Raw genomic sequence first — 12,914 nt, 5'->3', positions numbered from 1 at the left:
TATCACCTCAGTTTTAAAGTTAAAAGACTTAATAAGGCAAGTATGATACCTATTATCCAAAATCTTACAATAACTTTTGGTTCTGGCAATTTTTTCAATTCAAAATGATGGTGAAGGGGTGCCATTCTGAAGATTCTTTTACCACCAGTTAGTTTAAAATAACCAACCTGAAGAATTACAGATAAAGCTTCAACTACAAAAATTCCACCAACAAGGGCAAGGACAATTTCGTGTTTTGTAATGACTGCAAGAGTACCAAGGGCTCCTCCAAGGCTTAAAGAGCCCACATCTCCCATAAAAACCTCTGCGGGATAAGCATTATACCACAAGAAACCTAAGCAGGCTCCAAGCATTGCTCCACAGAAAACAGCAAGTTCACTTGTTCCTGGTATATAAAGAACATAAAGATATTTGGCAAACACAGCATGTCCTGATACATAAAGAAGTACTGCATTAACAATTGATGCGATTCCAACAAGTCCTGTAGCCAATCCATCCATACCATCAGTAAGATTTACTGCATTTGATGCTCCAACAATTACAAAAATTGCGAAAGGAATGTAAAATAATCCTAAATCTATAAGCCATTGTTTAAAAAATGGGATACTTAAAACGGTTGTATATGGATCTTTTGGATTAAAATATAAAAAAAGTGTAATTGCTGATGCTAAAACAATTTGAGCAATTAATTTATATCGACCAGGCAATCCTTTATAATTTCTCTTTGATACCTTTAAATAGTCATCGATAAATCCTATTAGTCCAAATCCCAAAAAACTCAAAAACATTATCCACATATAATGATTTCTTAAATTGCCCCATAATAGCACTGAAACAAGAATAGAGCCAATAATTATAATTCCTCCCATTGTAGGAGTTCCTTCTTTTTTTAAATGACTTTTTGGTCCATCATCTCTTATGTGCTGAGTTAAACTGAGACTTCTCAACCATCTGATACAAGCTGGAGCAATTAAAAAGGTAACAAAAAATGATGTAAGTATGGCAAGTAAGGTCCGAAAAGTTATATATCTAAAAACATTAAATACCGAAATTTGATCACTAAAACTGTAAAGCACTTCGTATAACATTGTCAGTTACCTTTCTTTATAATTTCAAGAATTTTTTCCATTTTCATAGCTCTCGAACCCTTAATTAATAAAAGATGAGGTCCTCTAAAATTTCTATTAATAAATTCTCCGGCTTCCTCTGCTGTATCAAAAACCTGTCCATTGACATATCTTAATGCATTTTTAATAAACTTTCCCACCCCTATAAAGTGTTCTATATCGTAATCCCTTAACCAAATACCTAATTGCTCATGGGCATGTTCAGAAAACTCTCCAAGTTCCAACATATCACCTAAAACTGCTACAGCTGGTATTCCCTTTTTCCGTCTTGAAAGCTCCTGCAATGCCACTTTCATAGAAGAGGGATTGGCATTATAGGCATCAAAGAATATTTCAAAATCGCCTACTTTAATGATTTCCCCACGCATTTTAACTGGAACAAATGTCTCTGCTACTTTCTTTATTGAACATTGAGATACTCCAAAATGTAAGGCAACTGTAGCAGATGCAACAGTATTATACACATTGTATAAGCCAACTAAGGATATACTTATAGGAAAACTTGCAATATCGGTATTAAAGACAAATTCAATGTGATCATCCACAAAATTTATATCAGATGCTTTAAATTCACAATTTTCACCTATCCCAAAGGTTATAACTTTACCTCGAAAATATTTCAATCCCTCCATTAGAAAATGATCATCTCCATTTGCAAAAACAGTATGAACAAAGGGAAGTACTTCAAGTTCTCCATCTCTTACACCCTCAAGGGATCCAAATCCTTCAATGTGTTCGTATCCTATATTTGTAATTAAAGCATACTGAGGATTTACTATCTCACAAAGTTCTCTTATATCTCCCTTTCTATTTGTTCCAAGCTCAAGAACCATTATTTCTGTATCCTGCTGTATTTTACTTATACAAAGAGGCACACCAATAATATTATTAAAATTTCCCTCTGTTTTTAAAACTTTGTATTTTTCTGAAAGAAAATGGTAAAGTAACTCCTTTGTTGTTGTCTTTCCATTACTTCCTACGACAGCAATAACTTTTCCCTTAAATTGCTTTCTTAAATATTTTGCAAGTGACTTTAAAGCTTCAAGTGTATCTTCAACTTTTATTACTGTTTTTCCATGAAAATCTATATTTATTTCCTTTGATATTACAGCACCGGAAGCTCTTGTAAGAGCTTCTTCCAAAAATTCATGTCCATCTCTTTTTAAACCCTTTAATGCAAAAAATATTTCACCTTCACCTATGGTTCTCGTATCAATCGAAGCAGAGGTAAAAACAGTGTTCCCCTCCGATAAAACTTTACCATTTGTCGCCTTAAGTAAATCATCCAAACTGAACATTAATTTAACCTCTATTCTTTAAGAATTCTATTAATACTTCTTTATCACTAAAGGGATATCTGAGACCTTCTATTTCTTGATAATCTTCATGTCCTTTACCTGCAACAATTAAAATATCTCCTCTTTTACAAATTTGTATTCCGATCTTAAGAGCATCTTTTCTATCCTGAACAACAATATAATTATCAAGAGCAATCCCTTCCTCGATGTCTTTTATAATTTCTCGTGGTTTTTCCCATCTTGGATTATCTGAGGTAATAATTACATAGTCACTTAATTCTGTTGCTATTTTCCCCATCTGAGGTCTTTTACCCCTGTCACGATTACCACCGCAACCAAATATTGTAATAATTCTACCATCCTTTGAAATCTGATCTTTTAATTTTCTTACACTTTGTAATAGCCTCTCAAGAGCATCAGGAGTGTGAGCATAATCAACAAAGACTAAGAAATCCTGTCCTTGATTAATATTTTCAAATCTTCCAGCTGGAGCAGTTGCTTTCATTAAAGCAGACTTAATAATTTCAAGTGGAATATCTAAAGCCAAGGCTACAGCTATTGCGCTAAGGATGTTGTATATATTTGGTATTCCTAAAAGGGAAGACTTTATTGAAAAATCTTTATTGCCATCAATTAATAAATCAAGTTCTGTACCATCAAACATCAATTTATAATTTTTCACATATATGTTTGCTTCCTTATTTTCAATGGAATATAAAATTTTTCTTCTATCTGTTTCCTTTGAAAGTCTTTTTCCATATTCATCATCAATATTTATTATAGCTAATCCATCTTTTTTTAATAGCTCTGTAAAAAGCCTCTTTTTAGCTAAATAGTAATCTTCCATATCTTTATGAAAATCAAGATGATCTCTTGAGAGATTTGTAAATACTGCTACATCAAATTCGGTATAATCAACTCTCTTAAGAGCAAGGGCATGAGAAGATACTTCAGAAATAACATATTCAACGCCTCTATTATACATCTCATAAAGAAGCTGTTGAAATTCCCGTGCCTCTGGAGTTGTATGAACTGCTTTTCTTTCTTCATCATCAATTAAATATTTTATAGTTCCAATCAATCCTGTTCTTTTACAATATTCCCGAAGAATTTCCCTTATGAGATAGGATGTTGTTGTTTTGCCATTGGTGCCTGTGATTCCAATCATTTTCATTTTCTGGGAAGGATTATTAAAAAATCTTGAAGATATCCATGCAAGAGCATCTCTTGAATCGAAAACAGCAATCCAAGTAATATTTGAATTTGGTATAGGAAAAAATCTTCCCTTTTCATATACTACAGCCTTAGCTCCTGCCTTTATTGCTTCTTCTATAAAATTATGTCCATCAATATTTTGTCCAGAAATAGCAATAAACAGACTTCCATTGTCTACTTCTTTTGAATTGTAATGAACAGAATTTATTTGTATGTCAATATTTCCTAAAATCTCAAAATCATCTCTTATAAGTTCTGAAAGCATCATCTTGCCACAGCCACCTTTTTACTGTTTTCATTATTTAATGTAATAATTAATCCTTTTTCTTTTGCATCATCTCTTGGTACATTGAGATAAGATAGAGCTTCATCAGATATTGCTTTAAATACCGGTGCTGCAACAACTCCTCCATAATGAGCTCCTACTGGATCATGAATAACAACTATCAGAGCAATTCTTGGTGACTCAGCAGGGATAAATCCTACAAAGGAACTTACAAATTTATCTTTCGAATATCTTTTAATTTTAGGATCATATTTTTGGGCAGTACCGGTTTTACCTGCCACATTATTTCCATCAATTTTAGCTGTCCTTGCTGTACCACCTTCCTCAGTTACCTTTTTAAGAATTTCTCTCATTTTTAGTGCTGTATTTTCAGATAAAATTTTTTCTCTTTTTATAACAGCCTTGAATAAAATATTTCCATCGGGAGAACGGATTTCAGATACTACAAAGGGTTTTACAAGATAACCTCCATTTGCAATAGCTGAATAGGCTCTTAAAACCTGTAATGGGGTAACCCCAACTTCCTGTCCAATTGAAACTGCTCCTATAGAAGTTCCAGACCATTTATTGGGATTTCTTACATATCCAGCAATCTCTCCTGGTAAGTCTATCCCTGTTTTTTCACCAAAACCAAACTTTTTTATATAATGATAGAGCTTTTCTTTACCGAGCATAAGGGCAATTTTTATTGTACCAACATTCGATGATTTTTGAACAACTTCCTCAAAAGAAAGAACTCCATTTTTGTGAACATCTTTAATTTTTTTACCTCCTACTTCAATAAAACCTGCGGAACAATCAAACTTTGTAGAAGGTTTCACAATCCCTTCTTCAAGAGCTGCTGAGGCAGTAACAATCTTAAATGTAGAGCCCGGTTCATATAGGTCTGTAAGTGCACGATTTCTTACTGCATCCATATTTTTTATTGTTTTTAAATCATTGGGATTATAGGTTGGTCTATTTGCCAAGGCAAGAATTTCACCTGTAAAGGGATCCATCATTATTGCTGTTGCTGAAGAAGCTCGCCATTTAGCCATTGCTTCATCAAGATGTTTTTCAACAATATACTGTAATCCTTCATCAATTGTTATAAAAATATCATTACCTTTTATATCTGGATAGATTCCGTCAGAAAGCTTTTTACCTGAAGCATCTCTCAAAACAATTTTTGAACTTTTCTGTGCCTTAAGATATCTGTCATAGAGTCTTTCTAAACCCTCAACTCCTTCCTCATCAATATTTACAAAGCCTATTACATGGGAAGCAATATTTCCCTTTGGATAATATCTTGTATGTTCAGTAATAAAGCCTACTCCTTCAAGTTTCATATTTTTAATTTTTTGAACTAATTCATCATCCATCTTTCTCTTTACCCATAAAAATCTCTTATTATTTGCATAATTAACTATTTGCTGATAATTAACTTTCAGATAATTATTAAGAATATTATTAATCGCTTCCTGATTTTTTATCATTACAGGATCAATATACAAAGACTCCTTTTCTAATGAAATAGCAAGCTCTCTTCCCCTTCGATCATATATATTACCTCTTTTGGGAATTATGTCTTCCTTCTTTACTTGTTGAATTTTTGCTCTCTCAAGATAAACTTCATGTTCAACAAACATGATCAAAAAAAGACGAAATATAATTAAAAGAAAACATAAAACAATTAAAGATTTAAGAATTTTTAATCTTGAATGCATATTTAATCTCTGCGATTAAAACTTACCTTATTAATAGAAGGCTCAATATTCTTTGTAACATATACAACTTTATTCCTGTCAGGGAATTGAAATTCTGTTAAACCGTTCTGTTCAACTTTTGCAATAGAAGTAAGAGAAGACTTTTCAGCAATTAAGACCTTTTGTTCTCTAATAAGATATTTCTTTTTTTCCTCAAGCTGGCTTAGCCTGTATTCAATTGTAATAACATTAGATCTAATCCAAAGTATGGCAAAAATTGAAACAACTGTAAGAAAAATTAATAAAACCTGAATTAAATAAAATCCCTTGCCTCCATAACATATTTTACTCATAATTTTTCACCTCCTCTCAATCTCGCACTTCTTGCTGAAGGGTTTTTAGTTATTTCTTCAAGAGAAGGTACAAGAGGTTTTTTAGTAATAATCCTTAATGTATTCTTTCTTTCCTCATCTCTGAAAAAATTTTTTACAACTCTGTCTTCACCTGAATGGTAAGAAATTACACAAATTCTGCCACCACGATTTAAAACTTCCAAAGCCTGCCTTAATCCTTCTGTGAGTTCTTCAAGTTCTTTGTTTACTTCAATTCGTATTGCCTGAAAAACCCTTGTGGCAGGATGAATCTTATCTTTTTTGGTCACTATTTTTTTTATCAAATTAGCCAATTCTCTGCATGTATCAATTGTTTTTTTACTTCTTTGTCTGACAATTTCACGGGCAATTCTTCTTGCAAAAGGTTCGTCACCATATTCAGTAAATATCTTTATTAGCGTCTTTTCTGGATACCTGTTTACAACTTCCCATGCAGTAAGACTCTCGGAATTGTCCATCCTCATATCAAGTTTTTCTTCTGAGTGAAAACTAAATCCTCTTGATAAATCTTTAAGTTGCAACATAGAAACACCTAAATCGAAAACAATTCCGTCAATTTCTTCAATATTAAGTTCTGATAAAGTATCCTTTAACTGAGAAAATTTTGCCTGTTTTATTAAAATTCTTTTGTCACTTAAAATATCTTTTACACAGGCAATAGCTGATTCATCTCTGTCAAGACCTATTATTCTTCCATTATTACCGAGTTTCTTAAGGATTTCTGCTGAATGACCACCACACCCTAAAGTTGCATCTACATATATTCCATCTTCTTTAGGATTGAGAATTTTAATAACTTCCTTTACCATTACTGGTGTATGAATCATTTTATAATCCGTACTTTGCAAGACCATCTTGTATCCTCTTAATATCAACCTTTGTTGGGTCAGTAATACTATCCCATGTTGACTTATCCCATATTTCAATCCTTTCAATCTGACCGACAATTACAACCTCTGAATTAATTCCAGCATCTTGTCTGTGTTCATAGGGAATAAGAATCCTTCCCTGTTTATCCAATTCAGAGGGAATTGCTGAAGCTATAACTCTTCTTAAAAAGTACATTACCGCTTCATCAGACTTCGGAAGCTGCCTTATTTTTTCTTCAATTTTTATCCATTCTTCAAGAGGATAAAGATGTAAGGCTTTATCAAAGGGAGCATTTGTAAGATAAAGTTTACCTGAAGTATATCTATTTGCCAGAACCTCTCTTAAGGAGGCTGGTAAAATAACTCTTCCCTTTTGATCAAGATTATGGTAATATTTTCCTATGAAAGATATCATGTTCCACTTTCCACCACTATTTACCACCAATATTATACTAAGGTGAAAATTTTGTCAAGGGGTATTTTTTATGTATGAAAAAATTTTTGAAATTTTTGAAAAAAAGCTTGCTGAACTGAAAGAAAGCTCTCTCTATCGTTCAATCAAAGATATTGAACATCGTGAGGGAATGAATATTACTGTTGAAGGTAAAAAATATATAAACTTTGCATCAAATGACTATCTTGGATTAAGTCAAAATCCTATGGTAAAGGAGGCAGTAAAGGAGGCAGTTGAACTTTTTGGTTCTGGCGCAGGTGCATCAAGACTTTTATGCGGTGGTACATTTTTAAATGAAAAATTGGAAAGACTTTTATGTGATTTTAAAGATACTGAAAGCTCAATTGTTTTAAACTCTGGCTATACAGCCAATACTTCTTTAATACCTGCAATAACAGATGAAGGAGATGTGATCTTCAGTGATGAACTTAATCATGCAAGTATAATTGATGGTATTAGATTAAGCAAAGCACAAAAAATTATCTACAGGCATAATGATATTGATGATTTACTGAAAAAAATAAAAGAAGCTCCCAGCAAAGGCAAAAAGATCATTATAACAGATACAGTTTTTAGTATGGACGGAGACATAGCACCATTAAAGGAAATATATGAAATTTGCAAATCCTATGAAGTTCTACTTTACATTGATGATGCCCATGGAACTGGTGTGCTTGGAGATGGACATGGTGCATGGAAACACTTTGCTCTTCCTAAAGAAGACTTTGTAATCCATATGGGAACTCTTTCAAAAGCAATAGGTTGTTTTGGTGCCTTTGTATGTGGAGCAAATACTTTAATACAATGGTTTATAAACTTTGCAAGAGGATTTATTTTCTCAACAGCACTACCTGCAAGCGTTGTTGCCTCTGCCATAGCTTCTATAAAAATCATAATGGAAGATAAAACTATTATTGACAGACTCTGGGAAAATACTGAAAAAGTTATAAAAACTATTAAAACTATAAATCTAAAAACAACGAATACGCAAACTCCAATTATTCCAATTCTTTTTGACACAATAGATGAGGCAAATAAAGCATCAAAAATATTTAGTGATTTAGGAATCTATGCACCTGTAATAAGGCCGCCAACAGTAAAAATTCCAAGAATAAGAATAACTATAAGTGCAGCTCATACAGATAAAGATATTGAGAGGCTTATTGAGGCTTTTAACCTCCTCCACCAACAACTTCGCCGAGTTTAAATATAGGTAAATAAAGGGATATTACAATAAATCCAATTGTTACACCAAGGAATACAATTAAAGCTGGCTCAAGCATATTCATGAGATTTGCAACAGCATTGTCAACTTCTTCATCATAAAAATCAGATACCTTATTAAGCATTTCGTCAGTGCCACCAGTAGCCTCCCCTACATTTACCATTTGAATAAAAACAGGCGGGAAAAGTTCTGGCCTTGATTTTAAAACTTCTGTTAAGGATTTTCCTGCTGTAATATCATCTCTCATTTGAATAACTACATCTTCTATTACTTTATTTCCCGATGCCCTTGCAGAAATTTCCATGCTGTTAAGTATTGGCACCCCGCTTCCAAGCAAAGTTCCTAAAGTTCTTGCAAATCTTGAAAGAGAAGCTTTCAGCAAAATTACTCCTAATATAGGAAACTTTAACAAAATACTGTCTGTTATTTTTTTACCTTTATCAGTGCGTCTGAATAATTTTATAAAAATAAAAAATCCAATAATTCCAAGAAGAATAAATATTCCTGTCTTTACCATGAAATTACTTATTGCAATTGTAATTCTTGTTGGAAGAGGTAGTTGCAGTCCCATTTCTCCAAAGAGTTTTGCGAAGGTGGGAATAACAAATATCATAATTATTGCAACAACCAACGTAGCCACACCTATCACTAATGAAGGATAAATCATTGCACCGATAATTTTTCTTCTTAGTTTCATCATCTTTTCAAAATAATCAGCCATTCTAAAAAGAACCTTATCGAGCATACCGCCTTCTTCGCCTGCTCTAACCATGTTTACAAAAAGAGAACTAAATACACGAGGATGTCTTTTCATTGCCTCTGCAAGGGAAGAACCCTTTTCAATATCAGCTCTCATTTGCATAAGAACTTTTTTGAAAGTTTTATTTTTAATCTGTCCAATGAGAGCATCAAAGGCTTGAACAATAGGAACACCAGAGGAAAATAAAGTTGCAAATTGACGGGTAAAGAAAAGAATATCTTTTTGAGGAACTCCTCTACCAAAGGTGAAAGCCCGAGCCTCTTGTTTTTCTCTTACATATCTCGGGATAATTCCCTTTTTTCTTAAAGAAAGAAGAAGTTCACCCTCGTTTTCTGCCTCTGTTTCACCACTTACATAGAGGCCATCTTCTGTTCTACCTCTCCATATATAAACCGTGGGCATTTTTAATCCCTTTTATCTTTTTAAAAGATTACAATTTTTATTCCAAAAAATGCAAGTGCCAATGGTAAAATAAATATAAAAAATTTTAAAAATTTTTTCAATCCTTCACCTTTGACATATTCCGTTACTAATCCGTTAATTCCGTAAAAACCATGATACAAAGCAGAAATTAAAAAAACAATATTAAAAATCTTCCATGATGGTTCACTAAGCCTTTGTATTACAGACTGATACGAATAAGCTTCAGCTTCCATAAAATGCATCATAAAGAAATGATAAATTAAACCAAAAGTAAGAATAATTCCTGTCACTCTATGCAATAGCCAGCCCCCCATCTAAAACACCTCCTGTAAAAAGTAAAAGGCACCAACAAACCACAACACTGCAATAATTAATGCTCCAGCATAGGCAAGCTGTTTTTGATACTTTGTTGAAACACCCATCTCAAGAAGTGTAATTCTAATTCCAGCAAATACGTGTTTTAAAACTATGGCAAAAAGAACAAGTTCACCAAATTTGATAATCGGATTTTTCATCATAGACATTATTTTCTGATAAGCCTCAGGGTCTTTAAGATGGCTTAAAACATAAATATGGGCAATCAGATAAAATGTAAGAATTATTCCTGTAATCCTATGAACAAGCCATGCAATAGATCCTGTATTCCATCTGTATCTCATTTTTCACCTCCTGTGAATCCTTTTTTAACTGCCAGACGTTTTAATTTCAAAATATGCTTTGTAACATCTATCTCTTTTGGACAGACTTCAACACAGTTGAAAATTGAATGACATCTCCAGATACCATTTTCTCCTGTAATTCTTGCAAGTCTTTCATCTGTTGCTCTGTCACGGGTATCAAAAATAAACCTGAATGCTTTAAGAAGTGCACTTGGACCAAGATAATTCTTGTTAGCCCAGAAAACAGGACATGAAGTTGTACAGCTTCCACACATAATACATGTAATTGATTCAAGAATTTTGTGTTGATCTTGAGGGGATTGAATTCTTTCCCTTTCAGGTGGTGGTTCTTCATTTATTAAATATGGCAAAACTTTATCATTTTTCTCAAAAAACATTGTCATATCAACAACTAAATCCTTTATTACTGGTAAAGATGGAAGAGGTTCTATTACTATCAATTCAGGCAGATCTTTGACAAGACTCTGACAGGCAAGCTTGTTTTTACCATTTATCTTCATCGCACAGGAACCGCATACACCATGGGCACAGGATTTTCTAAAAGTAAGAGTTCCGTCTTTTGTCTCTTTAATTTTGACAAGTCCATCTAAAACTCTTTCCATGCTGTTAAGCTTAATTCTAAATTCATCCCATCTTTCAGAGGGATTTTCTTCAGGTAAATATCTTTTAATTCTGAAAGTGTAGTATTTTTCCATCAGTACTTCCTCTCCTCTGGTTTAAATCTTGTTATTTTAACAGGTTTAAATTTGAAATTAATGCCTTTATCTGTAAGAAAAGCAAAAGTATGCTTAAGCCAGTTTTCATCATCCCTTTCTGGATAATCTTCCCTGTAATGGGCTCCTCTGCTTTCTGTCCTCTGTAAAGCACTTGCAGTTATTGCTTCAGCTAAAGTAAGCATATGTCCAAGCTCTAATGCATCAAGAAGTTCTGTATTGAATCTATTTGATTTATCTTTTATGGAAATCTCTTTGTATCTTTCTTTTAGTTGTTTAATTTCCTCAAGAAGTGTTTTCAATTCTTCCTCTATTCTGAATACAGAGCATTTATCCATCATGGCTGTTTGCAAATCTTTTCTAACAGAACCTACACTTTCTCTGCCATTGGAGTTTTTAATCATATTTATACAATCAACAATTATCTGAATCCTTTCCTTTGTAACTCTCCCCTTTGTAGCTGTCCTAAGATTACTTGAAGCTGACTTGCCAGCTCTTCTTCCAAATACAACAGTATCAAGAAGAGAGTTACATCCAAGTCTATTTGCGCCATGAACAGAAACACAAGCGCACTCACCTGCTGCATAAAGTCCATAAACTGTGCTTCCATCTACATCCTTTAATACTCTTCCATCAATATCAGTGGGAATTCCACCCATTGCATAATGAGCTGTTGGAACAATTGGAATCGGAGCTTCTGATGGATCGATTCCCATGTATATTTTACAGAAAGTTGTTATCTCTGGAAGTCTTTCCTCAAGAATTTTTTTATCAACATGTCTTAAATCTAGATAAACATAATCCTTTCCATCAATTCCCCTGCCTTCTCTTATCTCTGTTAGTATAGCCCTTGATACCATATCCCGTGGAGCAAGGTCTTTTATGGTAGGTGCATAGCGTTCCATAAATCTTTCACCTTTACTATTTATCAGTATTCCACCTTCACCTCTTGCTCCTTCAGTGATAAGTATTCCTAATCCATAAAGTCCTGTTGGGTGAAACTGGAAAAACTCCATATCCTCAAGGGGAAGTCCCTGCCTAAAAAGCATGCTTAAACACTCGCCAGTGCTTGCATAGGCATTAGATGTTACTTTGAATATCTTTCCGTATCCACCACTTGCTACTATTACTGCCTTTGCTTCAAATACATGGATTGAACCATCCTTTATATTAATTGCTATTATTCCCTGAACTGCTTCATTCTCAACAACAATATCAAGAACCTGAAACTCTTGGAAAAATTTTACTCCCTTTAATTGACATTGCTCATACAAAGCAAACAAAACAGCATGACCTGTTCTGTCTGCTGAATAGCAGGCTCTACGGACAGGAGCTTTACCAAACTCACGGGTATGTCCACCAAATCTTCTCTGAGCAATTTTTCCTTCAGGAGTTCGTGAAAAGGGAACCCCCATGTGTTCAAGTTCAATTATTGTTGGAATTGCATCATAACACATAATTTCAATTGCATCCTGGTCCCCAAGAAAATCGCTTCCTTTAACTGTATCATAAGTGTGCCACTCTGGAGAATCTTCTTCTTCATTTCCTAAGGCAGCACCTATTCCACCCTGTGCTGCTGTAGAATGAGAACGAGTTGGATAAAGTTTGCTTAGCACAGCAACTGAACCATTCCCTATACACTCAATTGCAGCACGACAACCTGCTAATCCAGAACCAATAATCACTGTGTCAAAGTAGTGTTTACTAATCTCCAATTGCCTTACCTCCCTATTTGCAAAAATTATTTTATTTTGTATAATTTATAACACAATGTCAAGTATAGGAGG

13 protein-coding genes are annotated in these 12,914 nt (G+C 33.6%); 1 reads left to right on the top strand and 12 read right to left on the bottom strand.

Features of this window, described 5'->3' with window-relative positions:
• Window positions 1-2: 2 nt before the first annotated feature.
• The 7 genes from mraY to mraZ are packed head-to-tail and all read right to left on the bottom strand — an operon-like array spanning window position 3 to window position 7,287.
• On the bottom strand, window positions 3-1,088 hold the full coding sequence (gene mraY, locus QI155_RS06955) for a phospho-N-acetylmuramoyl-pentapeptide-transferase (RefSeq protein WP_068859252.1): 1,086 nt from the start codon (window positions 1,086-1,088) through the stop codon (window positions 3-5).
• 2 nt (window positions 1,089-1,090) lie between these two features.
• The gene (gene murF, locus QI155_RS06950) at window positions 1,091-2,425 is read right to left on the bottom strand and encodes a UDP-N-acetylmuramoyl-tripeptide--D-alanyl-D-alanine ligase (RefSeq protein WP_068859255.1); all 1,335 of its coding nucleotides are present in this window, start codon (window positions 2,423-2,425) and stop codon (window positions 1,091-1,093) included.
• Between the two features lie 4 nt (window positions 2,426-2,429).
• Complete coding sequence (locus QI155_RS06945; RefSeq protein ID WP_068859258.1) at window positions 2,430-3,908, bottom strand: UDP-N-acetylmuramoyl-L-alanyl-D-glutamate--2,6-diaminopimelate ligase; 1,479 nt, start codon at window positions 3,906-3,908, stop codon at window positions 2,430-2,432.
• Entirely contained in the window at window positions 3,905-5,632 is a 1,728-nt protein-coding gene (locus QI155_RS06940) for a penicillin-binding protein 2 (protein WP_068859260.1), read from the bottom strand. The genes QI155_RS06945 and QI155_RS06940 overlap by 4 nt, the downstream gene beginning before the upstream one ends.
• A gap of 2 nt (window positions 5,633-5,634) precedes the next feature.
• A complete protein-coding gene (locus tag QI155_RS06935; RefSeq protein ID WP_068859262.1) occupies window positions 5,635-5,964 on the bottom strand; it encodes a hypothetical protein in 330 nt (109 codons plus the stop codon).
• Window positions 5,961-6,857, bottom strand: a complete 897-nt coding sequence (rsmH, locus tag QI155_RS06930) for a 16S rRNA (cytosine(1402)-N(4))-methyltransferase RsmH (protein ID WP_083200033.1) — start codon at window positions 6,855-6,857, stop codon at window positions 5,961-5,963. The genes QI155_RS06935 and rsmH overlap by 4 nt, the downstream gene beginning before the upstream one ends.
• The gene (gene mraZ, locus QI155_RS06925) at window positions 6,832-7,287 is read right to left on the bottom strand and encodes a division/cell wall cluster transcriptional repressor MraZ (protein WP_068859265.1); all 456 of its coding nucleotides are present in this window, start codon (window positions 7,285-7,287) and stop codon (window positions 6,832-6,834) included. Before mraZ ends, rsmH begins: the two co-directional genes overlap by 26 nt.
• Window positions 7,288-7,357: 70 nt before the next feature.
• Between mraZ and QI155_RS06920 the strand changes: the two genes are divergently transcribed.
• Window positions 7,358-8,533, top strand: coding sequence for a pyridoxal phosphate-dependent aminotransferase family protein (locus QI155_RS06920; protein WP_068859268.1), 1,176 nt, complete (start codon window positions 7,358-7,360; stop codon window positions 8,531-8,533).
• Here QI155_RS06920 and QI155_RS06915 read toward each other — a convergent pair.
• The 5 genes from QI155_RS06915 to sdhA are packed head-to-tail and all read right to left on the bottom strand — an operon-like array spanning window position 8,499 to window position 12,842.
• Window positions 8,499-9,713, bottom strand: a complete 1,215-nt coding sequence (locus QI155_RS06915) for a type II secretion system F family protein (RefSeq protein ID WP_068859271.1) — start codon at window positions 9,711-9,713, stop codon at window positions 8,499-8,501. The two genes, QI155_RS06920 and QI155_RS06915, sit on opposite strands and share 35 nt — an antisense overlap.
• A 20-nt stretch (window positions 9,714-9,733) precedes the next feature.
• Window positions 9,734-10,048: a succinate dehydrogenase, hydrophobic membrane anchor protein gene (gene sdhD, locus QI155_RS06910; protein ID WP_068859274.1), complete on the bottom strand. Its 315-nt coding sequence runs from the start codon at window positions 10,046-10,048 to the stop codon at window positions 9,734-9,736.
• Window positions 10,049-10,393, bottom strand: a complete 345-nt coding sequence (gene sdhC, locus QI155_RS06905) for a succinate dehydrogenase, cytochrome b556 subunit (protein ID WP_068859276.1) — start codon at window positions 10,391-10,393, stop codon at window positions 10,049-10,051.
• Window positions 10,390-11,109 (bottom strand): succinate dehydrogenase iron-sulfur subunit, encoded by a 720-nt coding sequence (locus QI155_RS06900; RefSeq protein ID WP_068859279.1) that lies wholly within the window; start codon window positions 11,107-11,109, stop codon window positions 10,390-10,392. Before QI155_RS06900 ends, sdhC begins: the two co-directional genes overlap by 4 nt.
• A complete protein-coding gene (sdhA, locus tag QI155_RS06895) occupies window positions 11,109-12,842 on the bottom strand; it encodes a succinate dehydrogenase flavoprotein subunit (RefSeq protein WP_083200034.1) in 1,734 nt (577 codons plus the stop codon). The genes QI155_RS06900 and sdhA overlap by 1 nt, the downstream gene beginning before the upstream one ends.
• Between the last annotated feature and the right edge of the window lie 72 nt (window positions 12,843-12,914).

It is taken from the genome of Thermodesulfovibrio sp. 1176 (genome assembly GCF_029946585.1).
Classification (GTDB): Bacteria; Nitrospirota; Thermodesulfovibrionia; order Thermodesulfovibrionales; family Thermodesulfovibrionaceae; genus Thermodesulfovibrio.
Note: the sequence above shows the minus strand (reverse complement) of the source record. Positions and strands in the feature narration are given on the sequence as shown.